Genomic DNA, 26,578 nt, shown 5'->3' on the forward strand with positions numbered 1-26,578 from the left:
GCGCACCGACGCAGCCGTGTCGATCCGGTCACCGGGCGGCGGTGCGCAGCGCGGGAGACCGGCGGTCATCCCCTGGCGCCCCAGCGTTGGGCAGCCGTTCACCCGGTGTTCGCGGCGCCTCGACAGGATGACCGGTGGTCCCCTACCCGAAGGAGCACCTGTGCGCCGCACGCTCTCCCTCGCCGCCCTCGCCGCCCTCGTGGGCACCGCGACCACCGGCACCCTGCTCGCCGGCCCCGCTGACGCCGCCGACACCGATGTGGTCATCAACGAGGTGCAGTCCAACAGCGCCGACGACTCCCCCGACTTCGTCGAGCTCACCAACACCGGGGACGACCCCGTCGACATCTCCGGCTGGATCATCCGCGACGACGACGATGACCACACCTTCGCCATCGACGCGGGCACCGTGCTCGAGCCGGGCGACTTCGCGGTGTTCGAGACCAACGAGATCGACGACGGCTTCGGGCTGGGCTCCAACGACATGGCCCGGCTGTTCACTGCCGACGGCGTCACCCTGGTCGACTCCTACGCCTGGACCGACCACGCCTTCAGCGAGGGGCGGGTGCCCGACGGCACGGGCGAGTTCACCGACACCGAGCCCACCCCCGGGGCCGCGAACGTGGAGCGGGACGCGCCGCAGTCGTACGACGCCGAGGAGAGCGTCGCCGTCAACGAGGTCATGTCCGATGACCCCGACGGCGGTGAGGACTGGGTGGAGCTGATCAACCACGGCGACGCCGAGGTTGACCTCTCCGGATGGATCCTGCGCGACGACGACGACCTGAGCGCCCTGCCGATCGCCGCGGGAACCACGCTCGAGCCCGGCGAGTTCCTGGTGATCGAGACGGGCGTCACCGACGACGGTTTCGGCCTGGGCAAGAACGACATGATCCGGCTCTACCTCGCCGACGGCCTGGGCCTGGTGGACTCCTACGCCTGGACCGAGCACGCGTTCACCGAGGGGCGCGTGCCCGACGGCACCGGCCCCTTCGTCGACGCCACCGCCACGCGCGGATCGGCCAACGTCGCCCGTGACTCCGCCAACCCGATCGTCATCAACGAGGTCGAGTCCAACGGCGGGATCGGGGACTGGGTGGAGCTGGCGAACACCGACACCGAGCAGTCGCTCGACCTGACCGGCTGGACGATCATCGACAACGACCCCACCCACGAGCCGGTCGAGCTCTCCGGTGAGATCGAGTCCGGTGGGTACCTGGCAGTCATGACCGAGCCGAACTTCGGCCTCGGCAACCCGGACAGCGTCACCCTGCGCGACGCCGAGGGCACCGTGGTCGACTCGGTGAGCTGGCAGGACCACGCGCCGATCACCCTCGGCCGCTGCCCCGACATGACCGGCGCGTTCGCCGACACCTCCGAGGCCACCTTCGAGCTGGCCAACGCCTGCGAGGAGATCACCGCGCCGGAGATCGACGCCGAGCCGTGGCCGTTCGCCGACGAGATCACCGACGCCGTCGCCGCCGGCACCTTCGGTGAGGACATGTCGGGCGTCGACATCGCCACCGACGGCACGGTGTACGCCGTCAACAACGGCACCTCCGAGCTGGTCACCATGGCCCTCGACGGTGATCAGTACGTGGTCACCGCCGCCCAGGTGGTGACCTACCCCGACGGCGGAGGCGAGCCGGACACCGAGGGCGTCACCGTGACCGCGGACGGGCAGATCTTCGTCTCCACCGAGCGCGACAACGCTGCCGGGGGCACCAGCCGGCCGTCGGTGCTGCGCGTGGACACCGAGACCGGCACCGCCACGCACGAGTGGAACCTCGCCGAGATCACCGGCCCGCTCAGCGCCAACGGCGGCCTCGAGGGGATCGAATGGATCTCCGACGCCGACGCCACCGCGCTCGGGGTCCGCGACGCCGAGGGCGGCGAGTACGACCCCGCCGCGTTCGGTGAGCACTTCGGCGGCATCTTCGCCGTGGCGGTGGAGTCCACCGGTGACATCCACCTGGTCGTCCTCGAGGGCGACGGCACGTCCACCCACCTGCAGTCCGTCGCCCCGAGCGAGGCCATGCCCGCGGCGATGGGCCTGGACTGGCGGGCCGGCGCCAACGAGCTGTGGGTGCTGTGCGACGAGGCGTGCGACAACCGCACGTCGGTGCTCGCCTTCGACGGCGGCGAGCTCACCCGCTCGGCCACCTACCACGCCCCGACCGGGATGAACCCGGACTACACCAACGAGGGCATCGCCTTCGCCTGGTGCGACGTGAACGCGGCCGCGGACCCGGGGGTGCTGTGGATCTCCGACACCGCGCACGACGGCGTCTCCCTGCGGGCGGCAGCGGGCGAGGAGTGCGTCGAGCCGGTGGACCCCGACCCCACTGACCCAACTGACCCTGACCCCACCGACCCCACGCCGACCCCGGACGAGGACCTCACCGAGGACACGCGTGGCAGCGTCACCGCCCCGGCGACGGCGGAGCCCGGGGAGCGGATCGAGGTCACCGTGGCGGGCAGCGAGGGTGAGCAGGTGCACGTCTGGCTGCACTCCGAGCCGGTGCTGCTGGCCACGGCAACCATGGCCGAGAACGGGACGGTCGCCGTCACCATCCCGGCGGACGCCGATCTCGGCGACCACCAGGTGGTGGTCCAGGCCGCCGACGGCACCCTGATCGGGTGGGCACCGCTGGAGCTCGTGGCCGGCGAGGCCGCGGACGACGAGGCGCCGCAGGGCGAGGGCTCCCTCGCCGAGACGGGCTCCGCCGTCGGGCCGGCGCTGGCGGTCGGTGGCCTCGGCACCGCCCTGCTCGGACTGATGCTCGTGGCCACCCGGCGTCGCCTCCTCGGCTGAGGCAGCGCACCAGCCGGAAGGGGCCGCACCCGCACGGGTGCGGCCCTTCCGCGCTCCACGGTCCTGCCCGCGCATGGGGCCCGCTGCCCATGTCCCGGGCAGCACCCCGCCGCTAGGGTCACCGGTATGACCACCACCTACCCGCAGCTGACCGTGCGTCAGAAGCTGAGTCTGATGACCAACCGCTTCGAGATCCGCGAGGGCGGGAAGGATGGGCGCATCCTCGCGATCGCCCAGCAGAAGCGACTCGCGATGAGGGAGCAGGTGACCTTCTACGCCGACGAGGAGCGCACCCGGCCGCTGTTCGGATTCAAGGCGCAGCAGGTGATGGACCTCGGCGCCACGTACGACATCGTCGACGGGTCCGGGCAGCAGATCGGGTGGTTCCGCAAGGACTTCGGCAAGAGCCTGTTCAACACCACCTTCCACATCGGCGTCCCCGCCCAGGGCCTGGAGGGGTCGGGCCACGAACGCAACGCTTTCGTGGCCTTCGCACGCCGCTTCCTCGACATCGGCTGGCCGGTGCACTTCGACTACACCGCGGCCCATGGGGCCCCCATCCTGGCGATCGAACGCGCCTGGCTACTCCGGGACGTCTACGACGTGAGGCTGCCGGAGGCGCCGAACGGCGCCCGGATGGACTGGCGCGTGGCCGCCGCGATCGCGGTCGGCATGGACGTGCTGCTCGCTCGCTGACCCCGACGACTAGGCCGAGGAGGGGCCGGGCCCTGTGGACGGGCCGGGCTGTTGTCGGCCCCAGGGGGCAGGATGGGCATCGATGACATCGACAGCCGAGATCCTCGCCCGCACGATCCGTTCCGTCGCCGGTCCGGAGGCGGCCCCGCGCCCGGACCAGGAGCGCGCGGTGGTCGAGCTCGTCGACCACGGCCGCCGGGTGCTGGTGGTCCAGGCCACCGGCTGGGGCAAGTCGGCGGTCTACTGGGGTGCGACGGCGGCGCTGCGCGAGCGTGGTTCGGGCCCGACACTCGTGGTCTCGCCACTGCTGGCGCTGATGCGCGACCAGATCGCCGCTGCCGAGCGCGCCGGTCTGCGGGCGGCCACCATCAACTCGACCAATATCGAGGAGTGGGACGGGGTGCTGGCGGCGCTCACTGCCGGGGAGATCGACGTGCTGCTCATCTCCCCCGAGCGGCTGTCCAACCCCCGCTTCGCCGAGCGGCTGCCACAGCTGCTGGCGAGCACCGGCATGCTCGTGATCGACGAGGCGCACTGCGTCTCGGACTGGGGCTTCGACTTCCGCCCCGACTACCAGCGCCTCACCCGCACGCTGCTCCAGCTCTCCCCGGGTACCCCCGTGCTGGCCACCACCGCGACGGCGAACACCCGCGTGACCGAGGACGTCGCCACCCAGCTGGGTGAGCAGACCGTGACGCTGCGCGGGTCCCTCGCGCGCGCCTCGCTGCGGCTCGCCGTGGTGCCGGGCCTGAGCCCGCTGGAACGCTACGCCTGGGTGGCCGAGGCCCTCCGGCAGCTGCCCGGCTCCGGGATCGTCTACGCGCTCACGGTCGCCGAGGCCGAGCGGGTCACCGGGTTCCTGCGGGCCCAGGGGCTCGACGTGGCGGCCTACACCGGGCAGACGGAGAACCGGACCGAGCTGGAGGACCGGCTGCGCGACAACCAGGTCAAGGCGCTCGTGGCGACCTCCGCACTGGGCATGGGCTACGACAAGCCCGATCTGGCCTTCTGCGTACACCTGGGCTCCCCGGCGTCCCCGGTGGCGTACTACCAACAGGTCGGGCGGGCCGGACGTGCGCTCGACGACGCCCTCGCGGTGCTGGTGCCCTCGGACGCAGACGAACGCATCTGGGAGTACTTCGCCACCGCCGGCATCCCGGACCCCGACCAGGTCGAGCAGGTGCTCACCGTGCTCGCCCGCGAGGGCGGGACCGACGAGGACGGCCGGCCGGTGGCGGTCTCGGAGTCGGCGATCTCCACGGGCACCGGGATCCGGCCCGGCCGGCTGGCCACCCAGCTGAAGATCCTCGCCGTCGACGGCGCGGTCGAACGGGTGCGCGGCGGGTGGGCCGGCACCGGCCAAGGCTGGCACTTCGACGAGCAGAAGTGGTCGGCGCTGAAGACGGTCCGGGCGGACGAGGCGGATCTGATGCGCCGCTACGCCCACGGCGAGGGCTGTCTGATGCAGTTCCTGCAGCAGGCACTCGATGACCCCGACCCGCGCCCGTGCGGGCGCTGCTCGGTCTGCGACGGACGCCTCCCTCCCCCCGGTGCACGACCGAGCGAGGAGCAGGTGACCGCGGCACGGCAGCACTTCCGCGGCCTGGACAGCAGGGTCGAGCCCCGCAAGCTCTGGCCCTCCCGCCTCGAGGGCGTACGCGGGAAGATCGGGCCGGTGATCGGTGAGGGGCGGGCGATCGCCTTCGCCGACGATCCCGCCTGGGGCGAGACGCTAGCCCGGCTGTGGGACGCCGACAACGAGGCGCCACCGGAGATCCTGGAGGCCGCCGTCGCCACCTTGCGCCGGTGGGCGCCACACTGGCAGCGCCCGACGGCGGTGGTCCCCATGCCCTCGCGGCGCTACCCGCGACTGGTCGGATCGGTGGCCGAACATCTGGCACAGGTGGGCCGGCTGCCGTTGGTGCACGCGCTCGAGGTCACCGGCCCTCCCCCCTCGCAGGAGGCCGCGTCCGGCGTCCGGGTGTCCGAGCTGCTCGAGCGCACCAGGGTCGTCGAGGGCGTCGAGCTGGCCGGCCCGGTGCTGCTCGTGGACGACACGATCCGGTCGCGCTGGACAGTCACGGTCGCCGCAGATCTGCTGGCCCGGGCCGGCGGCGGGCCGGTGCTGCCGTTCGCGATCCACCAGCTGCCCTGATCCCCAGGGACCAGCTGGCGAGACGAACACATTGAACATATGGACAAGTACTGCCTCGATGCGGTTGGGTAGCGCACGGCAGTAGTAGTCCAGAGATGGCGCGATGGCGCCGCAGAGCCTCGGGGGAGGACGCGATGCAGCGCGCACCGCATGGAATCAAGGGTGGTCCGACAACCAGGCGGTGGCGTACGCGTGCGAGCGCGATGCTCGCACTCGTCGCGCTGGTCGCCTCCGCGCTGGCCACGACGGCCCCGTGGGCCGCAGCCCCGGCGTCCGCGGCTCCCGGCGACCCGTTCGACCCGGCCGACCCGCTGGTGTTCGTCGGGCAGAACCAGCCCACCGGGCTCTTCCGGGCGGTGACCAACGCCGCCGGTGAGGTCGAATTCGAAGACGAGGGTCCACCGTCACCGGTCACCTACAACGCTCTCGCCTACAACACGGCGGACAACTACCTGTACGCGATCGTCAACGCCGGGAACGCCACGTACCCGCAGGGCTCGCTCGTGCAGATCGGAGAGGCGGGCACGCTCACCCGGGTGGGTACGGAGACGTTCCAGAACTCGCTGGTGGGCGCCTTCGGTGACGACGGCCTGATGTACTCCACCTTCGGTGCACAGGATGAGATCCAGGTGATCGACACCAGCACCGGAACGCTGGCCCAGACCCTCTCCCTGTCCCAGCCGATGTACACCACGACGGTCGGCGGCCCGGACTTCGCCCTCCTGGACGGCTACCTGTGGTCCGCCGGCTCGGGGGGAATCACCCGCACCGACCCCAGCACCGGCACGGTCGACTACTTCCCCGGCGTCATCGACGAGTCGCTGGCGATCGCCGGCGCGGCCTGGACCTTCGGGAACGGCAACCTGGGCTTCTCCTTCAACTCCAGCGGCACCGTGGTCCAGATCGCCGTGGAGAGCCCCGGTTCCGCCGACCCGACCTTCACCGAGATCAGCCGGGGCCCCGGCCCGTCGAGCACCAACAACGACGGCGCCGCCTCCCCCGGCCAGCCGACCGACCTCAGCATCGTCAAGGAGGGCCCGGAGGCTCTCGTCGCCGGCAGCACGATCGAGTACACGCTCACCGTGACCAACAACGGCCCGGGCAACAGCTCCGGCTTCACCGTCAGTGACACGATCCCCGCGACGCTGACCAACGCCTCCACCCCCGACGTGGACAACTGCGACGTCGACGGCTCCACCTTCACCTGCCGTGGTGGCCGCACGCTCGCCGGCGAGTCCGTGGAGTTCACGATCGTCGCCGACGTCCCGGCCGACCTGGCACCCGACGCCGAGCTCGCCAACACCGCGACCGTGGTGCCCAACGAGGAGGACCCGACCCCGGGCAACAACACCAGCACCTCGACCGGTGAGGCTGCCTCGATCGATCTCGTCAAGGAGGTCGCCGAGATCGAGGACGTCAACGACAACGGCCTCACCGACGCCGGCGATGTGATCACCTACGAGTTCACGGTTACCAACACCGGGCTCGTGGAGCTCACCGACATCGCGGTCGACGACCCGCTGCTGACCGAACCCGCCGAGTGCCCGGTCACCACCCTGGCTCCGGGCGAGGACACGGTCTGCGACGCCACCTACACGATCACCGAGGACGACGAAGCCGGCACCAGCGTCGACAACACCGCCACTGCGGGCGGCACCACTCCGGACGACCAGACCGTCACGAGCGAGCCCTCGACCACGAGCACCGAGCTCGAGGCGCCGGCCCCGGCGCTGACGCTGGTCAAGTCCGCGACGCCGACCGACCTGGACCAGTTCGACCCCGGTCAGGAGATCACCTACTCCTTCCTCGTCACCAACACCGGCAACGTCACCGTCGAGGACATCGCCATCGACGAGGGTGAGTTCTCCGGGTCCGGCCCGCTTGCGGACCCGGTCTGCGAGGAGACCATGCTCGCCCCGGAGGGCGAGACCCTGTGCACGACGGTCTACACCCTCACCGAGGAGGACATCCTCGAGGGCGGGGTCAGCAACACCGCCACCGCCACCGGTACCCCACCGGGCGAGCCGCCGGTGGAGTCCCCGCCGTCGGAGTTCGAACTGCCCGCTCCGGCGCAGCCGTCGCTGACGGTGGTCAAGTCCGCCACCCCGGAGATCGTCGACGCCGAGGGTGACGTCATCACCTACTCGTTCCTGGTGACCAACACCGGCAACCTGACGCTGAGCGATGTCGGTATCGCCGAGCAGGAGTTCAGCGGCACGGGCGACCTGTCCGCGATCGAGTGCCCGGACACGACGCTGGCGCCCCAGGGCACCACGACCTGCGTCGCCACCTACGAGGTCACCCAGGCCGACATCGACTCCGGCGACATCGACAACACCGCCACCGCCGAGGGCACCCCGCCCGGAGCCGAGGAGCCCATCAGCTCCGAGCCCTCCAGTGCGAACGTCTTCGCCGACCGGACCCCCGGGCTCGCCCTCGTCAAGTCGGTGGATCCGGCGGACGCCGAGACCTATGTGGCGGACCAGGAGATCACCTACTCCTTCCTCGTCACCAACACCGGCAACGTCACCCTCGAGAACGTCGACGTGACCGACACCGAGTTCTCCGGCACCGGCGAGCTCGGCGAGATCACCTGCACCGACGGCGCCGGCCAGAGCTTCGCACCCGAGGACACCTTCACCTGTGAGGCCACCTACACCCTCACCCAGGAGGACATCGACGCCGGCGAGATCACCAACACCGCGATCTCCTCGGGCAACGCGCCGGGCGACGACTTCCCGGTCGAGTCCGACCCCTCCACGGTGGAGCTGGACCTGCCGGCCCAGCCGGCACTGACGGTCGTCAAGACCGCTTCACCGGAAGTCGTCAGTGCCGAGGGTGAGGAGATCACCTACTCCTTCCTCGTCACCAACACCGGCAACGTCACGCTCACCGACGTCGAGGTGATCGAGGGCGAGTTCTCCGGCACCGGTGACCTCGGCGAGATCACCTGCCCCGACGGCGCGGGCGAGAGCCTTGCGCCCGAGGACACCTTCACCTGTGAGGCGACCTACCTCGTCACCCAGGCAGACGTGGACGCCGGGGAGATCACCAACACGGCCACCGCAGGGGGCACCCCGCCCGGCAGCGATGAGCCGATCGAGTCGGACCCGTCCACCTCGACGGTGGCGGTCGAGCAGACACCGGCGCTCTCCATGGTGAAGTCGGCCTCCCCCTCGGACGTCGACTCCTACGAGGTCGACCAGGCGATCACCTACTCCTTCCTCGTCACCAACACCGGCAACGTCACCCTCACCGACGTCGAGGTGGTCGAGCTGGAGTTCACCGGGACCGGGGATCTCAGCGAGATCACCTGCCCCGACGGCGCCGGGGCAAGCCTCGCGCCGGAGGACACCTTCACCTGTGAGGCGACCTACGTCGTCACCCAGGCGGATGTGGACGCCGGTGGGATCGCCAACCTCGCAGGCTCGACGGGCACCCCGCCCGCGGGCGACCCCGTCGACTCACCTCCGTCGCTGGTCGAGCTGCCGATCCCGGCGGAGCCGGGCCTGTCGGTCGAGAAGTCGGCCGCGCCCGAGAGTGTCGGCGCCGAGGGCGAGGAGATCACCTACTCGTTCCTGGTCACCAACACCGGCAATGTCACCCTGAGCGATGTCAGCATCACCGAGCAGGAGTTCAGCGGCACCGGTGACCTCTCCGCCATCGAGTGCCCGGCGGCGACCCTCGCCCCCGAGGCGACGACGACCTGTTCGGCCACCTACGTGGTGACCCAGGCCGACGTCGACGCGGGCGAGATCACCAACACCGCCACCGCGGGCGGTACCCCGCCCGGGTCCGAGGAGCCGGTCGGCTCGGAGCCGTCCACCTCGACAGTCGGCGTCGACCAGACGCCGGAGCTCGCACTCACCAAGACCTCGGACGCCGATGACCTCGAGTCGCTCGCGGCCGGTGAGGAGATCACCTACACCTTCCTGGTGACCAACACCGGGAACGTGACGATGACCGATGTCGAGGTCGTCGAGGGCGAGTTCACCGGGACCGGTGACCTCGGCGAGGTCACCTGCCCGGACGGCGCCGGGGCGAGCCTGGCACCGGGTGAGACCTTCGAGTGCACGGCCTCGTACACCCTGACCCAGGAGGACGTCGACACCGGCTCGGTGGAGAACACCGCCACCGCCACCGGCTTCCCGCCGGGCTCGGAGGAGCCGATCGAGTCGCCGCCGTCGACCGTGACGATCCCCCCGGTGGCTGAGCCGGGCCTGACGGTGGTCAAGTCCTCCGACACGGTCAGCGTTCAGCAGGCCGGTCACGTGATCACCTATTCGTTCCTGGTGACCAACGTCGGCAACGTGACGATCTCCGACGTCACCGTCGAGGAGGGCGACTTCACGGGCGCCGGCGAGCTCGAGCCGGTCACCTGCCCGGCGGCGGCGGCTTCGCTCGCCCCCGGGGACGAGGTCACCTGCACCACCACCTACGAGGTGGTCGAGGCCGACCTCGACGGCGGTCAGATCAGCAACACCGCGACCGCCGGTGGTCTCACGCCGGGCGGTGACCCGGTCACCTCCGCGGAGTCGACCACCACCACCGAGACCGCGGACCAGCTGCCGGCCACCGGCTCCTCGATCCTCCCGATCGTGGCGATCGCGCTGCTGCTGGTCGGCGGGGGCGTCGCCCTCGCGGTGGTCCGACGCCGCAGCACCCGCTGAGCCCCGCTCCCGGTCCGCACCCACGGTGCGGGCCGGGAGCAGCACAGCATGAACGACGCCGCCCGCACCATCGCTCGATGGTGCGGGCGGCGTCGTCGTCTCAGGCGCTGCGTACCCGCGGTCGCCAGTGGCGGGGCTCAAGCACCGGCGGCTCCTGGCCGGCCAGCCCGGCGCGTTCGCGGCAGTGGGCGATGGCCTCCTCGAGCAGATCCCGCAGCCGCTCGTCGGTGTCGGGAACGCACGCCTCGGCGATCCCGCGCGTCGAGGTCTCCATGATGGCCACACCCGAGGACGTGCGGGCCCCGGAGCGAGGCAGGCGTCGTGTGAAGGAGGCCGCCCACCGGCGCAGCCCATCGTACTGAGCCAGGCATGCGCGGGCCCGGGCCACGACGGCTGGGTCGGCAGCGGTGGCATACCCGCCGAAAACTCCGATGGTGCGCCCGATGCCCACGACGAGCGCCCGCTGCCGCGACTCGGCGGCCACCGGGAGCGCGTGCACCGCGGCGATCAGTGCGAGCTCGTCCTGCAGCCCGGGGCCCAGGTCGCGCAACCCGATCACACCGGGGGTGAGCCTGGCCAGCCGCGGCCGGGCGGAATCGCTGCTGAGGTCGTTGACCAGCCGCGCCAGGTGCGCGAGGGACTCGTCCGTGCAGGACGGCGCATCGCTCCAGGGCTCGCCGGCGAGATAGGAGGCGAGCTCCATGAAGCAGGCGCCCCGGCGGGGGTTGCGATGGCGACCCCGCGCGAGCATCGGCATGGACGACGAGACCGAACCAGTGGCGGGCATCCCGGCCACCTCCTCAAGGCAGACGACTCACGCCCCTAGTATCCGCCGGTCCGGCGCTGGACGCCAGAGGAGGCGGGCCACCGGTGCGCGCAGCCCTCGACCGCGTCCCACATCCGGTCCGGAGGTCTCAGTCGCGCGTGGGCTCCTCGTCCCAGCGATCGCCCCACGCAGCCTTGCGCGCGGCGCGGAAGGCCTGCTTGTCCCGTCTGGTCACCGTCCTGACCTGCTCCTGCCCGTCGGACTCGCACAGCTGCAGGCGCACATGCCCCGATCGCACCTGCGGGTGCCGCAGCACGCGTGCCGGCGGACGTTCCACCGGCAGCCGGGTCGCGGCCACGTAGGCGAACTTCTCGTCCTCGAAACCCCTCGAGCCGCCCTTGGCCTGCCGGTGCGCCGAGGTGCGCTCGAGTCGTGCTGCCGCATGGCACCAGTCCCCCGGCCGCAACGGGCACGGCTCCTCGTGCGGGCAGGGAGCCGCGATCTGCAGCCCCGCCGCGAGCAGTCGCTCACGCACCCGCATCAGCCGGGCGTACCCCGCCGGTGTCCCCGGCTCGACCACCACGACCGTGTCGGCCCAGCTCACCAGGCGATCCACGACGGCGTCCTGCCCCTGCTGCGCCATCTCACCGAGGACGTACCCCGCCAGTGCCAGCCGGCGGTCCGCCGCCGGTGCAGCATCAGGGTCAGCAGAGCCAGCAGGATCAGCACCGTCGGTCGTGTCGGTAGGCCTCGCCGGGGCATCGAGCCGGCCGACCCGGCTGTGCACGCGAACGGGCGCGTGCGCGAGCATCCCGGCCGCCAGCTCCAGCGCCTCGGAGGCGTAGTCCGTCAGCGTGAGCGAGGTGAGCGTGTCGAAGGTGTCCAGGGCCGCCCAGCTCATCGCGCCGGTTCCGGCTCCGAGATCGCTCGCGGCGAGCGGCCGCAGGCTCGGCACGGCGGCGGCCACCTCGGCCAGGGCAGCACGGGAGGCCGCGAAGGTGGCAGGCATCCGCGTCAGCACATAGGCAGCCGCCCGGAGCCGGGAGGTCATGATCGGGGCGGGCGCAGGGCGATCGGCGAGGTACCGGTCACTGAGGGCACGGGACGCGCGGTCGAGCTCTGCTGCCGGGTGCTGCGACAACACGGCCTGCCGGGCAGTCACGAGCGCGGTGGGGAGGGCGTGCACCCGGCCAGTATGACTGCCTCCCTGGGCCCACTGCGCGCGGAGGAGGAGCCCGCTACGTCGGCCCAGGGTCGAGTCAAGTCCCCACCAAATCGCCGCTCGGCGGACACGTGCGATCTTTGCCCGCGCCTTACACTGTGGTGACTGGTGAACGAACGAGAGGTGGAGCACCGTGGCCGACCTCCTCGCTTCCTACCGCGCCGCCGGCCCCGGTCACGACGAGATGCTGCAGTCGGCCGGTGCGGCACGAGCCGCCTGGGACCAGATGGCCGATCTCGCCCAGGTCCAGAGCTGGGAGGATCTGGCGCTGCGCCGCGAGGAGGTCACCCTGCTGCTCGAGGACCACGGCGTGCGCTACGGCGCCGGCCACCAGCTCGCGGACGGACGATCCGACGACGGAACCGACGAGCCCCTGGACGCGCCCTGGCGGCTCGACGCGCTCCCGCTGATCCTGGACGAGATCGAGTGGGCCCGACTCGAGGCCGGGTTGCGGCAGCGCGCCGCCCTCCTCGATGCGATCCTGACCGATCTCTACGGCGAACGCCGCCTCCTCGCCGACGCCACCCTCCCCTCCGAGCTGGCGCTCGCCCATCCGGGATTCCTGCGCGCGGCGGAAGGCGTCGCGATCCCCGGCCCCCACCAGCTCTTCCTGTACGCGGCCGACCTGGCACGCAACGCGGACGGCTCCTGGGTGACGCTCTCGGACCGGACCCAGGCACCCTCGGGCCTGGGTTTCGCGATGGAGGACCGTCGCGTCGTCTCCCAGGTCCTGGCGGGCTCCTACCGCCAGGCACGCATCCGCCGGATGGGCCCGTTCTTCCACGCCATGCGCACCGCCCTGCAGGAGGTCGCACGCGTGGGCTCCGGAGATGCTCCGCGTGTGGCCCTGCTGACCCCCGGCCCCTATTCCGAGACGGCGTTCGACCAGGGCTACCTCGCCACGATGCTGGGGCTGCCGCTGGTCGAGGGCGAGGACCTGGTGGTGCAGGAGGGGCGGCTCTGGATGCGCGCGCTGGGCGGCCTCGAGCCGGTCGACGTGCTGCTGCGCCGGGTGGACGCGGAGTTCTGCGACCCACTGGACCTACGGGGTGACTCCGTCCTCGGTGTCCCGGGCCTCGTGCAGGCGGCCCGCAGCGGGGCTGTCACGGTGGTGAACCCGTTCGGAGCCGGAGTGCTGGAGAACCCAGCCCTGATGACCTACCTGCCACGCCTGGCCCGTCAGGTGCTGGGCGAGGAGCTCATGCTGGGGTCGACCGCCACCTATTGGTGCGGCGAGCGCAGCATGTGCTCCCACGTGATCGCGAACCTCGACCGGTTGGTGATCCGCGAGACCGCCCCCGGAGGCTACCTCCGCGACGGCTGGGAGCTGACGGTGGCCGAGCGGACCGATCTGGCCACGATGATCTCGGCCGATCCGCACCGCTGGGTGGGCCAGGAGCCCGTGGCCGCCTCCACCACTCCCACGATCGGCGCCGACGCGCTGCAGGCGCGCCCGACGACGCTGCGCACCTTCGCGCTCGCCCGCCCCTCCGGCTATCAGGTGCTCTCGGGCGGTCTCGCGCGGGTCGAACTCGACGAGCCCACCCGGTCCGCACAGCCGGAGCCCTCCTCGCCACCCCTGCGGATGGCCGGCTCGGCGGCCAAGGACGTCTGGATCCTCTCCGCCGAGGCTCAGCCCGTACAGGATCCATGGCTCGCCGACGACGGCACGCCGTACCGCCCGGCGGTCCCGGCGATCAGCCCGGGTGCCGCCGAGGACCTGTTCTGGTTCGGCCGCTACGCCGAGCGTGCCGAGGCCACGGTCCGCCTCGTCCGTGCCGTGACCGACCGGTGGGAGGACTACCACCTCACACCCGCCAGTGCGGGCGGACGATGCCTGGCCGTGCTCACCGCCGCCCTGGCCCAGGTGACGGCGGAGGGCTCGCTCGAGGACGTGCTGCTGGCCGAACGCCGCCCGGGCACCGTGGGCTTCGCCGTCGCGCGCGCAGTGCGTGCCGCCTCCGGGGTGCGCGATCAGCTCTCCGGTGACATCTGGATCGCGCTCTCGGCCGCCGAGCGCGCCCTCGCCGGGGCTCGTACTGCTCGCACCCGGCCGGGCGGGACGGCCGATCTCGACGGCGTCCTGACCCGCACGCTCGAGGCGTTGCTCGCGGTTGCCGGGATCGGCGCCGAGGGCATGGTGCGTGACGTCGGGTGGTCGCTGATGGACATCGGACGCCGGCTGGAGCGAGCCCAGCACCTCGTGCAGGTGCTGGCCGCCACCGCGACCAGCCGCCACGACCGGGCGGTGGACTCGATGGTCCTGGAATCAGTTCTGATCGCGCACGAGTCGATCATCACCTACCGGCGACGCTCGCAGTCGACCGACCGGCTGGACGCCTTCCTGGAACTCCTCCTGCTCGACCACCGCAACCCGCGCTCGCTCGCCTACCAGCTCTCGACCCTGCGCTCCGATTTCGACGCCCTCCCCACCGCAGCGGCCAACGCCCAGGTGCGTGACCAGCTGCTGGCCGACCTCGACGACCTGCTGGCCGAGCAGGAGGTCTCCCGTCTCGCCGCCACGGACGAGGCCGGTCAGCACCGCCCGCTCGCCGAGCTGCTGCAGTCCCTCGACTGGCGGCTGCGCGACCTCGGCGAGGAGATCGCCCGCATCCACTTCGCTCACCCGGTGCCGATCCAGTGGCAGGACGCCGCCGGCACCTGGGTGCCCCGCCGCGAGGAGATGCAGCCGTGAGCCGCGACGCCATCAGCGGCCACGACGCCGAGGACGGCACGCCGTCGGAGGCCATCCGCCACTACCGGCTCACCCACGAGACCACCTACACCTATCCGGCGGCGGTGACCTCCTCCTACGGTCGCGCCACCCTGCTGCCACGCCCGGGCGGCGGGCAGCAGGTCCACAGCAGCGGGTTGCAGATCGAGCCCGAGCCCGACGTCGTGACCGAGCATCGCGATTTCGCCGGCAACCGCTCAGGGTTCTTCCACGTCACCACCGAGCACGAGGTGCTGCGCGTGGTCAGTCATGCGGTGATCACCACCGGCCGCCGTCGCACCGATGTCACCCGCCTGCCGCGCGCGGCCTGGGAGGAGGTGGCCCACCAGGTCCGCACCATCCGCAGCGGAGCGCCGGGCACCGCCCGGGACAACCCCGCGACGGCGGTCGCGATCGCGGACGCCAGGCTCCCCTCGCCGATGGTGGACACCGACGAGAGCGTCCGGCGGTACGCAGTCGGCTCCTTCACCCCGGGGCGGCCGCTGATCGAGGTGATCCTCGACCTCACCCACCGCATCAACACCGATTTCACCTACGCACCGGGCTCGACCTCGGTCACCTCCCGGCTGCACGAGGTGCTGGCCGGCCGCAAGGGCGTGTGCCAGGACTTCGCGCACCTATTGATCGGCTGCTTCCGGTCGATGGGGCTGGCAGCCCGCTATGTCTCCGGCTACATCGAGACACGCCCCCCGCCCGGGCAGCCGAAACTCAGGGGCGTGGACGCCTCGCACGCCTGGGCCGCCGTCTGGCTGCCCGGTGGCGGCTGGGTCCAGGTGGACCCCACCAACGACCAGGTGGTCGACAGCCGCTACGTGACCATCGGCTGGGGCCGCGACTACCGCGACGTCGCCCCGCTGCGCGGCATCGTCTTCACCGAGGGGTCGGGCTCACGGCTGGACGTGGGCGTGGACCTGTGGCCGCTGGCGGGCGGGGAGGTCGCCGACGCGGTGGCAGAGGTGGACCACCTCACCGCATCATGGAACGAGAGCACGATCACGCAGGAACGACGAGGGAGCGCACACTGATGGCGATCGCGACCAACACCCGGGTGGAGCGGGCCGAGCTGGAGGAGTTCCTGCGGCCGCGGCACCGCGCCATCGTGATGACACTGCGATCCGACGGCGGGCCCCAGCTCTCCCCGGTCTCGTGCGGACTGGACGAGCAGGGCCGTCTCGTGGTCTCGACCTACCCGGACCGGGCGAAGGCGAACAACGTCCGCGCCCGGGAGACGGTGGCCGCGTGCGTCCTCTCCGACGACTGGGACGGTCCGTGGGTGCAGGTCGAGGGCTCCGGGGAGATCATCGATCTGCCGGACTCGGTCGAACCGCTGGTGGACTACTACCGGGCGGTGGCGGGCGAGCACCCGGACTGGGAGGAGTACCGGGAGGCGATGGTGCGGCAGGGCAAGTCGCTGCTGCGGCTGACCATCACCCGGTGGGGGCCGATCGCCACCGGCGGCTTCCCGGCGCGCCTCGCCTGAGATCCTGGCGGGCCGACAAGCCCGCAGGTTCCCCGGGACCGCTCAGTCGCGGGCGGTCAGCACCACCGGGCCATCGGGGGTGATGGCCACAGTGTGCTCGGAGTGCGCTCCGCGGGAGCCGTCCGCCGAACGCAGCGTCCACCCGTCCGCATCGGTGTAGAGCTCGTCGGTGCCCATCATGAACCAGGGCTCGATCGCGATCACCAGACCGGGGCGCAGCGGCAGTCCACGCCCGGCGCGACCGGTGTTGGCGATGTGCGGCGGCCCGTGCATCTCCCGGCCCACACCGTGCCCGCCGAAGTCGGTGTTCACGGGGTACCCGTAACTCCGGGCGACCTCCCCGATTGCCGCCGAGATGTCGCCGATCCGGTGCTTGACGGTGGCCACCTCGATCGCTGCGTCGAGGGCCTCCTCGGTGGCCCTGATGATGCGCAGGTCCTCCTCGCGCGGTGTCCCCACGACGAAGCTGCGCGCCGAGTCGCTGACCCAGCCGTTGATGCTGACGGCGAAGTCCACGGTGACCAGGTCGCCGTCCTTGAGCCGGTAGTCGTTGGGCAGCCCGTGCAGGACGGCGTCGTTGACCGAGGTGCACAGCACCTTGCCGAAGGGGCTCGCGCCGAAGGACGGGTGGTAGTCGATGTAGCAGGACGTCGCCCCAGCCTCCCTGATCATCCGGTGCGCCAGGGCGTCCAGCTCGTTGAGCGAGACGCCGACGTCGGCCGCGTCCGCGAGCGCGTTCAGCACCCGGCCCACGAACGCACCGGCAGGACGCATCGCCTCGATCTCGGCGGGAGTCTTCAACTCGATCACCCGCCCACCCTAGCCGCCACCCGGCTTCGCGCCGGATCCGGTGTCCACACGCCTGTGCACGCACCCTGTGGACAACCTCCCATGGGGAGCACGCCCCGCCCCGTCGCGGGCTGTGGGTCTCGCGCGCACCCCAACACCGCGTGAACCCGCGGCCGATTGCGCCGCGTCCGGCGCTGTTGGCATGACGCGGAACGCTCGGCGCCGCGGGGACCCGGTTCATGTGATGTTCACCCGGCACGACGCCGTCCACAGCGCCGACCTGCGACGATGCCGTGCGTGCACACACCTGTGCACAGCACGTGTGGATAACCGTGGGCGCCTCGGCCACCTCAGCGCAGGTGTGGCACTACCATCGCTGCCATGCCCGCCCGTTCCCACCTCGTGGTGGCCGCAGCCGTCGTGGACGACCTCGACCGTCCGACGATGCTCCTCGCGGCACGTCGCAGCGCCCCGAAGTCGCTGGCCGGCCGATGGGAGTTCGCCGGCGGCAAGGTGGAGGAGGGCGAGGACGAGGTGACGGCCCTGCGCCGCGAGCTCCGGGAGGAGTTGGGCGTGGCCGTCGAGGTCGGTGCTGCCGTGCCCGGGCCTGAGCACGGCGGCTGGCCGATCCTCCACGGGCACACCATGCGGATCTGGTTCGCCCGCATCACCGCCGGTACGCCCGAGCCGCTGGCCGATCACGACGATCTGCGATGGCTCCCGATGGCGGACCTGCTCGCCGTGGACTGGCTCGAGCCGGACCTGCCCGTCGTCCACGCGGTCAGGGCCGCAGCATCGACCGGCCCGGTGGCGTGACTTTCCGACTGATTCGCGCCGCGTGTCACGAAATGGGATGATGGGCCGGTGCCCAAGATCATCGGCTCCACGCTCGCCGAGCACCGGGAGCACGTGCGCTCCCAGCTCTTCGATGCCCTCTCGCGCCTGATGAGCGAGGCCGGCTTCGACTCGGTGAGCCTGGCCGATATCGCCGCAGCAGCCGGGGTGGGCCGGACGTCGGTGTACAACCACTTCCCGGACAAGGAGTCGCTGCTCCTGAGCTTCATCGAGCACGAGACCTCCAAGTACGTGGCCGACCTGCGCGCCTCGCTACAGGACGTCGACGACCCGGAGCAGCAGCTACGGGTGTACGTGCGCGAGCAGATCGATCTCAAGACCATCTATCACGTCACCCCCGGACCGGACCTGCGCTCGGTGGTCTCCGGCAGTACGGCGGCCCGCCTGCGCGAGCACGTCGGGCAGGTGACCGACCTGCTGGCGGGCATTCTGCGCGGGGGTATCGCAGCGGGCCGGCTCCCCGATCAGGACGTCGACGCCGTCGTCCCGCTGATCAACTCCTGCCTGTCCGGACGCACGTTCCCCGACGGTGGACCCGAGCGCGCTCGCGCCGTCGAAGCGACCGAGCGATTCGTGCTGCGCGCCGTGGGCATGCGTGAGGGCGCGCTCGCTCCGTCCTGACCCCACCTGCACGGTCGGACGGCACGGTCCGTCGGCACGATCCACCCGTACGGCTCACCCGCAGGCGTCAGGCCCTCAGCCGGGAGCGCACCTCACCAAGTCGCTGCGCCAGCGCCATGATCGCCTCGCTCCCGTCCGGCTGCTGGCCCGCGTCGACGGCGCCCACCACCGGCACCCGGGTGGCACCGGCGGCCACGCACTCCTGGATGGCCTCGGCCAGCTCGTCGTGGCCGGCCCCCACCGGCACGGTGAGGAAGGTCGTCACGTCGAGATCTCCGGTGCGGCCGCTCGCCCGGTGGGCGGCACGAGCCTGCTCGGCGCCCTCGGCGTAGTCGCGGATCAGGATGACGCCGTCTCCGTACTCCCCTGCCAGCTGGAGTGTCTTCGGCCCTTCCGCCCCGATCAGCAGCGGCGGCGGCTGCCGCGGCGGCCACCGCAGCTGGACGTCGGACAAGGTGACGTAGGTGCCGTCCACGGTGACGGACTCCCCCGCCAGGAGCGCCCGCAGGGCGGTGATGTGTTCGCGCAGCAACGTCAGCGGCGAGCGCACGCGCGCTCCCGCCTGGCCCATCCAGGGCAGGATGCCGTGCCCGAAGCCCGGGAGCAGCCGCCCCGGATACAGGCGATCGAGGGTGGCCACCTCCATCGCGGTGAGGGCCACGTTGCGCAACGGTACCGGCAGCAGTCCGATCCCCACGCGCACCCTGCTCGTGGAGGCGAGCAGCGCCGCCGCTGCACCGACTCCCGACTCGGCGAAGCAGTCCTCCCATAGCCACACCTCGTCCAGGCCGGCGTCCTCGGCGGCGCGGGCGGCGGCGATGAATCGCTCCGGCGGTTGGTCCGGCGGCACGATGAGTCCGATGTCAACCATGGAGGCACCGTAGCGCCCCGTCCTGTTATTTTCGAGAGGATCGTATTGCGCTATTCTCCTTCCACCCTTGCAGGTGAGGCTTACCTCACCTAGAGTGCTGACAGATCGTCACGACAATCTGTCATCAACCGAAGGGGTGCCATGTCACTCGTCGCCGCTGCCGCCCCGGTGAGCACGCTGCTCCGCGAGGCCACCGCGCAGGCCCACGAACGCGCCGAGAACACTGGCTTCGTCCAGCACCTGATGTCGGGGCGGCTCACCGTCGAGGCATTCACCGCACTCGTGGCCCAGCACCACGCCATCTACCTCTCCCTCGAAGCGCTCGGCGCCAGGGTCCGCGACCTGCCGGGCGCTGACCGACTCGTGCGGCCCGAGCTGCTCCGCTCACCCGCCCTGGCCCGCGATCTCGCGCACCTGAGCGCCGATCGCGCCGCGCCTCCGGCGACGGCCGCCACGCGCGCCTACGTCGCCCGGCTGGACGAACTGCACGACCTGCCCGGCTACGCCGCGCATGCCTACACCCGGTACCTCGGCGACCTCTCGGGCGGTCAGATCGTGAAGACGATGATGCAACGCCACTACGGCCTCGGCGAGCAAGGGCTGAGCTTCTACACCTTCGAGCAGATCGAGAAGATCCCGCCGTACAAGAGTGGCTATCGCGCTGCGCTCGATGCCCTCGACCTGGACGAGCAGGAACGGGCCCGGCTCGTCGAGGAGGCGCGCGCCGCGTTCGCCTTCAACGAGGCCGTCTTCACCGACCTCGGCGAGCTCTACCCGCCCGCGCACTGAGCGCGAGGTGGCTCACCCGAACAGCGGTAGCTCCAGCTCGGCCGGCCCGCCGGCCACCACCCGCACCGGAATCCCCCAGTCCTGCTGTGCGAGGTGGCACGCCGGGTACTCCACGGCCGGGTCGGCGTCGCAGGCGGCGGCTCTCGCGCTCACGTGCAGCACACCCTCCCCCTCGGTCAGGTGCAGGGACCTTGCCAGGCCCGTGTCCTCACCGTGACCCCAGGCCAGCAGCGAGGGTGGGGTCGCCGAGACGGTGACCTGCGTCGCCGGGCCGTACCGGTCGTCCAGCGTGGTCCCCGGCGCCGGCGTGAACAACACCCGCAGCTCCACCTGCGCCCCGACCTCGGTGACCGGTCGTTGCACGCGGTGAGCTGCGCCGTCGTGGGTGAGGGCCTGCCCGAGCGGGACGGCGGTGAGCCGGTGCGCGGCGGATTCGACCACCAGCAGCCGCCCACCGGCCACGAGCGCGTCGGAGGGCTCGGCCAGGCCGGTGGCGAGGGTGGTGACCTCACGCGTGAGGGGGTCGTAGCGGCGCAGCGCCCCGTTGTAGGTGTCGGCGATCGCCACCGAGCCGTCCGGCAGCACACCGACGCCGAGCGGATGCTGCAGGAGCGGTTCGGAACCGGCCCCTCCAGCCCTGCCATCTCGGTGGCCGAACTCGAACAGCCCCTGCCCGACGGCGGTGCTCACCTCCCCGTCGAAGCCACCGGTGAGGTGCACCAGTCGCAGCGCCGAGGTCTCCGCGTCGGCGAGCCAGACCTGGCCGGGCTCGCCCACGGCCAGCCCGGAGGGCTGGGCGAACCATGCCTGCGGGAGCTCGCCGTCCACGAGACCCTCGTTCATCGTGCCGGCCACGTGCCGGATGTGGCCCTGGTCGCCATCGAACTCCCAGAGGGTGTGGGTACCGGCCATCGCCACGAGGAACCCACCCATCCGCGGAACCCACGCCACATCCCACGGGGAGGAGAGGTTCTGGCCGAGCGGCCCGGGCGCCTCCGGGTCCTGGTTGTCCGGCGCCCCCACCCGGTAGGGCCGGCCGGAACCGGCCACGGTGCGCACCGACCCGTCGTCCAGGCGCACCCCGCGCAGCAGGTGGTTGACGGTGTCGGCGACCAGCACGTCGTAGCCGAGCTCCAGCTCCGGCGGCACCAGGCACAGGCCATTCGGCTCGTTGAACGAGGCCTCCTCCGGCCCGCCGTCGGCGGCGCCACGCTCACCGGAGCCGATCCGGCGCACCAGGGTCTCGCCGTCAGGGGCCAGCTCGGCGAGGCTGTGGTGGCCGGCGTCGGCCACGAACAGGTGGCCGTTCGTCAGCTCGATCGCCTTGGCCGGGAAGCGCAGCGTGGTCGACGGCGGCTCCGGCGGCACGTACGGCCCCTCACCCCGGTGCAGGGTGCCCTTCGCCTCGTGATCGCGGATCAGCTCGGAGATCAGGGCCGCCAGGCCCGGCGCGTGACCCTCCCCGGCGAGCTGGGTCACCACATACCCCTCGGGGTCGATCACCACGAGCGTGGGCCAGGCGCGGGCGGTGTACGCCGTCCAGGTGATCATCTCGGCGTCGTCGAGCACCGGGTGGGCCACGCCATAGCGCTCCACCGCGGCGGCGAGCGCCTCCGGGTCGGCCTCGTGGGTGAACTTCGGCGAGTGCACCCCGACGATCACGAGCTCGTCGGCGAACCGCTCCTCCAGCTCGCGCAGCTCGTCGAGCACGTGCAGGCAGTTGATGCAGCAGAACGTCCAGAAGTCGAGCAGCACGATCTTCCCGCGCAGGTCGGCGAGGGAGAGGTCGCGGCCGCCGGTGTTCAGCCAGCCACGGCCGACCAGCTCGGAGGCGCGGACACGGGGCAGACGAGGGGAAGGATCGGTCACCGAGGCAGCGTACGCGGGCGTCATGGCGCCCGCGTAGCGGGATTTTCAGGCGCCGACGGTGCTACCACCGTCGGTTCCGAACCCGGCGCAGCACCAGCACCGCCGAATCGCTGCGCGGCGGGGGCACGAACGCCGCGGCCGGTACGTGCGGCCCCACCTCGGCGGTGAACCCGCGCGGGGGTGCGGCGGCGAAGCGGCGCACCATCCACCGTGGCAGCACCAGATCGGCGCGCACGAGCGAGGAGCGGGGGCCGGTGAGGCGGCGCACCAGCGCGGCACCGATCGCATAGGGCGGATTCGCCACCACCCGGAACGGCCGCCGCGGCAGCGGCACCTCCAGCAGGTCCGCCTGCACCACCGCGACGGCCTCGGCCGAACCGAGTGCCGCCGTCAGGCCCTGGGCGCGTCCGGGATGCAGCTCGACGGCGATCACCCGCCTGGCCACCGCCGCGAGCTGCCGGGTCAGCGCGCCCGATCCGACGCCGAGATCGAGCACCAGGTCGCTCTCCCGCAGACCGGCGCCGCGGACGATGCGTTCAGCCCAGGAGCCCGTCAGCCGGTGCGAGCCCCAGCGTCGCTGCCCGCGCTCGGCGGACACGACGCACCATCACCATGTAGCAACCCATGGCTGCGACAGTAGGCAGCGGCCGGACCGGTACGCCACGGTTTTTCGCACGGCTGCACCCGGTGGGCCGGATATCGTGGCGCCCATGTCACGCTCGGGCAAGGCAGCGATCGGCACCCTCCTCCTCCTGGTGGTGCTCGTCGGCGGTGCCTACGCGCTGGACCGCTGGGCCGCCGGCCAGGCCGAGGAGCGGATCGAGACCGAGGCGGCCACCGCCTTCCCGGACGCGGACGGGCTCGACGCCTCCATCGAGGGCGCGCTCTTCCTGCCGCAGATGATCACCGGATCGCTGGAGACCGTCCGCCTGACCGCGGACTTCATCCAGTACGAAGGTACCGAGTTCACCGATGTGACGGTCACGGCCGCCGGGGTCGGGATCGAGGCGCCGCGCACCGTGACCGACCTGACCATGACGGCCACCCTGCCTCCCGGGACGGTCCAGACCCTGGTGCAACAGAGCGGCCGGGTACCCGACGGCGTCACGATCGACGTCGCCGACGGCGCACTGCTGGCCACGGCGACGGTCCTGGGGGTCCCGCTCGAGGCGACACTGACGCCCGTGGTGGAGTCCGGGGAGCTGCGCCTGGAACCCGACACCTTCACCCTCGGCGGCCTAGAGGTCGATGCCGGTGCGGTCCCGGGCGACCTGCTCGGCGATCTGGCGGGGATCGACGTCCCGCTCGATGCCCTCCCGGAGGCGCTGGCCCTGGAGTCGGTGGAGACCACCGGCAGCGACGTGCTCGTCCGGGTGACCGGCACCGACGTCGCCTTCGATGATCTCGGCTGACCCCGTGGTAGGACTGCCGAATGGCCGCCCGCTTCGAAGAGCTCGACTTCCAGCAGACCCCCGTCGGTGAGATCAGCCTGCGGCGGCGTTACGACCTGACCGCGCAGACCGACGTCTACGAGGTGCGGCTCGGCGAGGAGTACCTGATGTCGAGCCTGTTCACGGTGGCCGAGCGGGCGCTGGCCACGCTCGGCCTGGACCTGCTCGACCGCGGCGATGCCCGGGTGCTGGTGGGTGGGCTCGGGCTCGGCTACACCGCGCACACGGCGCTGGCCGACCCGCGGGTGGCGGAGCTGACAGTGATGGACGTGGCCGAGCCGGTCCTGGACTGGCATCGCCGCGGTCTGCTGCCCGAGACCGCCGGGCTGGCCGAGGACCCTCGCTGCCACCTGGTGCTGCGTGACTTCTTCCAGCTCGTCGCAGCCGAACCTGAGACCACCTACGACGCGATCCTGCTCGATGTGGACCACACGCCCGGGCACGTGCTGCACCCCAGCCATGCCGCCTTCTACACCCCGGCCGGCCTGCGCTCGATGCGCCGCCACCTCGCCCCGGACGGCGTGTTCGCCCTGTGGTCGGACGACCCGCCCGACGCCGGGTTCGAGGACGTGCTGAGGCAGGTATTCGACCGGACCTCGGCCGAGGTGGTCACCTTCGCCAACCCGCTCACGGGCGGGGAGTCGGCCAACACGGTCTACCTGGCCCGTTGAGGGGCCCCGGTCGCCGACTGACCCACCCGCCGACCAGCGGCGATGTCGACTACCCCAGGACCTCGGGCACCTGGGGCTCGCCCTCCCCGCGCACATGCTGGGCCAGGAATCCGGCGACCACCTGGTACCAGACCTTCGCGTGCTGCGGGGTGAGGACCCAGTGGTTCTCGTCCGGGAAGTACAGGAACCGGTGCACCGTGGAGCCGTCCTCAGCGGCCGGCAGCCCGGAGGAGCTGAGCAGGTCGTACCAGAGCCGCAGCCCCTCACCGATCGGCACCCGGTAGTCCTTGTCCCCGTGGATGACCAGGACCGGGGTGCGGATGTCGGCCACCGCCCGGTGCGGGGAGTTGCGCTCGGCCATCTCCGGGGTCATCTCCCGGGTCCAATAGAACGCGGCGTCGGTGGTGCCTCCGAAGGCGTCCAGGCCCCACAGGCTGGCGTGGGTGACGATCGCGTCGAACCGGTCGGTGTGGCCGGCCACCCAGTTGGCCATGTAGCCACCGAAGGAGCCGCCCATCGCGGCCGTGCGGGTCCCGTCGATCTCCGGCAGCTCCACCGCGGCATCGGTGGCGGCCATCAGGTCGGTGAACGGGGCCTGCCCCCACGCGCCCCAGCCGCGCTGGATGAAGTCCTGCCCGTACCCGGTGCTCAGTGCCGGATCGGGCAGCAGCACCGCATACCCCTGCGCCACCAGGATCCACGGGCACCAGCGCCAACTCCACGCGTTCCAGGAGCCGAGCGGCCCGCCGTGGATCCACAGCAACAGCGGAGCGGGCTCGTCCGCACTCGCCCCCTCCGGCAGTGCCAGCCAGGAGCGCACTCGCGTGCCGTCCTCGGCCTCGGTCTCTACCTCGCGCAGCGTCCCCGGAAGCACCGGCCGCGGCACCGGTCCACGCAGCGGCTGGACCCGCTGCGCCGCCTCCCCCGTCAGATCGATCCGCACCACCTCGGACGGGAACTCGTAGGAGGAACGCAACGCATAGGCGGCCGAACCGTCCGGTGCGGCCACCACCCCGGTGTAGGCGGCGTCGTCGTCGGTCAGACGGGTCAGGCCCCCCGCCAGGGTGAGGTGGAAGACGGGCGAGCGGCCGTCGTCGTCGGTGGCCATCAGCAGCCCGGAGGAGTCCGGCAGCCATACCGGCTGCCCGGGCCAGCGGTCCCAGTCCGCGGCGAGGCGGCGCGGCGACGACCCGTCGATCCCGCACACCCACAGGGTCACCTCCGGCGCCTGCTCCGGGGTGGTGATGCTCTCGCGCAGATAGGCGACGAGTCGGCCGTCGGGACTGATCCGGGGGCCGTCGAGGTCGGCCTCGAGATCGTCCACGAGCACCGACCGCTCACCCGTGGCGACATCGATGCGCACCAGCTGCGAGCGCAGGGCACCCCGGCCGGTCGGCACGCTCCAGGAGCTCACGACGGCGGAGCCGTCGGCGGCCAGATCGGCGCCCGCCTCGATGAGGTGCTTGCCGGCGTCCGGGGTCAGGTCGCGCAGCTCGGCCTCGTCATCGGCGCCGCCGAGCTCGGCGGTGAAGTAGCGGGGTGCGGCCGGCCCGAGGTCGTGGTCCCAGAACCGCACCGGGTAGTCGCGGTGCAGGATGGCCGCGACCTTCTGCTCGGAGCGCGCATCCCAGATGGCCTGCTCGGACTCCTCGTCGGCCGCCGAGGGCATCGCATCGGCCGTGACCACCACGGCATCGGCGGAGCGGGCCGCGTGCACCCCGGAGATGCCACCCGGCCGGGTCGCCACCTGCCGGGCCTCGCCGCCGGCCGCCGGCAGCAGCCACAGCGCGGGCTTGGCCTTGTCGTCCCCGGTCTCCTCAGTGGGCCGCTTGGCCACGAACAGCAGGTCGCCGTCCGCGGTGAATGCCGCTCCCCCTTCCCCGGTGAGGCCACGGGTCAGGCGTCGCGCGGCGTGGCCGCCCGAGGGGTCGACCTCCCACAGGGACGTCAGGTACGTGGTGGCGTCGGCGTTGAGCGAGGAGACGCCCACGACGAGGGAGCTGCCGTCCGGTGAGAGCGTCAGTGAGCTCACGCGCGGCAGCGCGACATAGGAGTCGAGGTCGTGGAACGGGGTGGCCGGAGGGTTCGCCTCGGAGTCGGCGGTGTCGTGGGTGCTCACGGGAC

Annotated in this window: 19 protein-coding genes; 12 read left to right on the forward strand and 7 right to left on the reverse strand. The window is 71.8% G+C overall.

Annotation, left to right across the window (positions count from 1 at the left end):
• The first annotated feature begins 160 nt into the window (after positions 1–160).
• From LQF12_RS15125 to LQF12_RS15140, 4 genes are all read left to right on the forward strand, one after another.
• Positions 161–2,815: a lamin tail domain-containing protein gene (locus LQF12_RS15125; RefSeq protein WP_231053726.1), complete on the forward strand. Its 2,655-nt coding sequence runs from the start codon at positions 161–163 to the stop codon at positions 2,813–2,815.
• Between the two features lie 126 nt (positions 2,816–2,941).
• Positions 2,942–3,511 (forward strand): LURP-one-related/scramblase family protein, encoded by a 570-nt coding sequence (locus LQF12_RS15130; protein WP_231053727.1) that lies wholly within the window; start codon positions 2,942–2,944, stop codon positions 3,509–3,511.
• 82 nt (positions 3,512–3,593) lie between these two features.
• Entirely contained in the window at positions 3,594–5,666 is a 2,073-nt protein-coding gene (locus tag LQF12_RS15135) for a RecQ family ATP-dependent DNA helicase (protein WP_231053728.1), read from the forward strand.
• 203 nt (positions 5,667–5,869) lie between these two features.
• Positions 5,870–10,336, forward strand: coding sequence for a DUF7507 domain-containing protein (locus LQF12_RS15140; protein WP_231053729.1), 4,467 nt, complete (start codon positions 5,870–5,872; stop codon positions 10,334–10,336).
• A 100-nt stretch (positions 10,337–10,436) separates the two neighbouring features.
• Here LQF12_RS15140 and LQF12_RS15145 read toward each other — a convergent pair whose 3' ends face one another.
• Together LQF12_RS15145 and LQF12_RS15150 are read right to left on the reverse strand one after the other, a co-directional pair.
• Positions 10,437–11,123, reverse strand: a complete 687-nt coding sequence (locus tag LQF12_RS15145; RefSeq protein WP_231053730.1) for a hypothetical protein — start codon at positions 11,121–11,123, stop codon at positions 10,437–10,439.
• Positions 11,124–11,250: 127 nt separating this feature from the next.
• Positions 11,251–12,288, reverse strand: a complete 1,038-nt coding sequence (locus LQF12_RS15150; protein WP_231053731.1) for a small ribosomal subunit Rsm22 family protein — start codon at positions 12,286–12,288, stop codon at positions 11,251–11,253.
• Positions 12,289–12,457: 169 nt separating this feature from the next.
• On the opposite strand from LQF12_RS15150, the gene LQF12_RS15155 reads away from it, so the two are divergent.
• From LQF12_RS15155 to LQF12_RS15165, 3 genes are read left to right on the forward strand one after another with little or no spacing between them, the layout of a single operon-like run.
• Positions 12,458–15,019 carry a circularly permuted type 2 ATP-grasp protein gene (locus LQF12_RS15155; RefSeq protein ID WP_231053732.1) on the forward strand — a complete coding sequence of 854 codons (2,562 nt, stop codon included), beginning with the start codon at positions 12,458–12,460 and terminating at the stop codon, positions 15,017–15,019.
• Positions 15,016–16,083, forward strand: a complete 1,068-nt coding sequence (locus tag LQF12_RS15160; RefSeq protein ID WP_231053733.1) for a transglutaminase family protein — start codon at positions 15,016–15,018, stop codon at positions 16,081–16,083. The genes LQF12_RS15155 and LQF12_RS15160 overlap by 4 nt, the downstream gene beginning before the upstream one ends.
• A complete protein-coding gene (locus LQF12_RS15165; protein ID WP_231053734.1) occupies positions 16,083–16,538 on the forward strand; it encodes a PPOX class F420-dependent oxidoreductase in 456 nt (151 codons plus the stop codon). Before LQF12_RS15160 ends, LQF12_RS15165 begins: the two co-directional genes overlap by 1 nt.
• A gap of 42 nt (positions 16,539–16,580) precedes the next feature.
• Here LQF12_RS15165 and map read toward each other — a convergent pair whose 3' ends face one another.
• A complete protein-coding gene (gene map / locus LQF12_RS15170) occupies positions 16,581–17,348 on the reverse strand; it encodes a type I methionyl aminopeptidase (RefSeq protein WP_231053735.1) in 768 nt (255 codons plus the stop codon).
• Positions 17,349–17,708: 360 nt separating this feature from the next.
• On the opposite strand from map, the gene LQF12_RS15175 reads away from it, so the two are divergent.
• Positions 17,709–18,143 (forward strand): (deoxy)nucleoside triphosphate pyrophosphohydrolase, encoded by a 435-nt coding sequence (locus LQF12_RS15175; protein WP_231053736.1) that lies wholly within the window; start codon positions 17,709–17,711, stop codon positions 18,141–18,143.
• A 48-nt stretch (positions 18,144–18,191) separates the two neighbouring features.
• On the forward strand, positions 18,192–18,803 hold the full coding sequence (locus tag LQF12_RS15180) for a TetR/AcrR family transcriptional regulator (protein ID WP_231053737.1): 612 nt from the start codon (positions 18,192–18,194) through the stop codon (positions 18,801–18,803).
• Between the two features lie 67 nt (positions 18,804–18,870).
• Here the strand turns inward: LQF12_RS15180 and LQF12_RS15185 are convergent, their stop codons facing one another.
• Complete coding sequence (locus LQF12_RS15185; protein ID WP_231053738.1) at positions 18,871–19,674, reverse strand: LLM class flavin-dependent oxidoreductase; 804 nt, start codon at positions 19,672–19,674, stop codon at positions 18,871–18,873.
• Positions 19,675–19,815: 141 nt separating this feature from the next.
• Between LQF12_RS15185 and LQF12_RS15190 the strand changes: the two genes are divergently transcribed.
• The gene (locus tag LQF12_RS15190) at positions 19,816–20,463 is read left to right on the forward strand and encodes a biliverdin-producing heme oxygenase (protein ID WP_231053739.1); all 648 of its coding nucleotides are present in this window, start codon (positions 19,816–19,818) and stop codon (positions 20,461–20,463) included.
• 12 nt (positions 20,464–20,475) lie between these two features.
• Here LQF12_RS15190 and LQF12_RS15195 read toward each other — a convergent pair whose 3' ends face one another.
• Together LQF12_RS15195 and LQF12_RS15200 are read right to left on the reverse strand one after the other, a co-directional pair.
• Positions 20,476–22,356, reverse strand: coding sequence for an NHL domain-containing thioredoxin family protein (locus LQF12_RS15195; protein ID WP_435531198.1), 1,881 nt, complete (start codon positions 22,354–22,356; stop codon positions 20,476–20,478).
• 37 nt (positions 22,357–22,393) lie between these two features.
• The gene (locus LQF12_RS15200) at positions 22,394–22,930 is read right to left on the reverse strand and encodes an rRNA adenine N-6-methyltransferase family protein (protein ID WP_231053741.1); all 537 of its coding nucleotides are present in this window, start codon (positions 22,928–22,930) and stop codon (positions 22,394–22,396) included.
• 112 nt (positions 22,931–23,042) lie between these two features.
• Between LQF12_RS15200 and LQF12_RS15205 the strand changes: the two genes are divergently transcribed.
• Both LQF12_RS15205 and LQF12_RS15210 read left to right on the forward strand, forming a co-directional pair.
• Positions 23,043–23,744 (forward strand): LmeA family phospholipid-binding protein, encoded by a 702-nt coding sequence (locus LQF12_RS15205; RefSeq protein ID WP_231053742.1) that lies wholly within the window; start codon positions 23,043–23,045, stop codon positions 23,742–23,744.
• A gap of 20 nt (positions 23,745–23,764) precedes the next feature.
• Entirely contained in the window at positions 23,765–24,454 is a 690-nt protein-coding gene (locus tag LQF12_RS15210; protein ID WP_231053743.1) for a spermidine synthase, read from the forward strand.
• A 49-nt stretch (positions 24,455–24,503) separates the two neighbouring features.
• On the opposite strand, the gene LQF12_RS15215 is transcribed toward LQF12_RS15210, so the two are convergent.
• Positions 24,504–26,573 (reverse strand): S9 family peptidase, encoded by a 2,070-nt coding sequence (locus tag LQF12_RS15215; protein WP_231053744.1) that lies wholly within the window; start codon positions 26,571–26,573, stop codon positions 24,504–24,506.
• Between the last annotated feature and the right edge of the window lie 5 nt (positions 26,574–26,578).

The organism is Ruania suaedae, from assembly GCF_021049265.1.
Lineage (GTDB): Bacteria > Actinomycetota > Actinomycetes > Actinomycetales > Beutenbergiaceae > Ruania > Ruania suaedae.

Coding starts and splice junctions, on each gene's coding strand:
- LQF12_RS15175 (WP_231053736.1), top strand. CDS start 17,709: ATGCCCGCCCGTTCCCACCTCGTGGTGGCCGCAGCCGTCGTGGACGAC.
- LQF12_RS15195 (WP_435531198.1), bottom strand. CDS start 22,356: ATGACGCCCGCGTACGCTGCCTCGGTGACCGATCCTTCCCCTCGTCTG.
- LQF12_RS15130 (WP_231053727.1), top strand. CDS start 2,942: ATGACCACCACCTACCCGCAGCTGACCGTGCGTCAGAAGCTGAGTCTG.
- LQF12_RS15165 (WP_231053734.1), top strand. CDS start 16,083: ATGGCGATCGCGACCAACACCCGGGTGGAGCGGGCCGAGCTGGAGGAG.
- LQF12_RS15135 (WP_231053728.1), top strand. CDS start 3,594: ATGACATCGACAGCCGAGATCCTCGCCCGCACGATCCGTTCCGTCGCC.
- LQF12_RS15210 (WP_231053743.1), top strand. CDS start 23,765: ATGGCCGCCCGCTTCGAAGAGCTCGACTTCCAGCAGACCCCCGTCGGT.
- LQF12_RS15190 (WP_231053739.1), top strand. CDS start 19,816: ATGTCACTCGTCGCCGCTGCCGCCCCGGTGAGCACGCTGCTCCGCGAG.
- LQF12_RS15205 (WP_231053742.1), top strand. CDS start 23,043: ATGTCACGCTCGGGCAAGGCAGCGATCGGCACCCTCCTCCTCCTGGTG.
- LQF12_RS15185 (WP_231053738.1), bottom strand. CDS start 19,674: ATGGTTGACATCGGACTCATCGTGCCGCCGGACCAACCGCCGGAGCGA.
- LQF12_RS15145 (WP_231053730.1), bottom strand. CDS start 11,123: ATGCCCGCCACTGGTTCGGTCTCGTCGTCCATGCCGATGCTCGCGCGG.
- LQF12_RS15140 (WP_231053729.1), top strand. CDS start 5,870: ATGCTCGCACTCGTCGCGCTGGTCGCCTCCGCGCTGGCCACGACGGCC.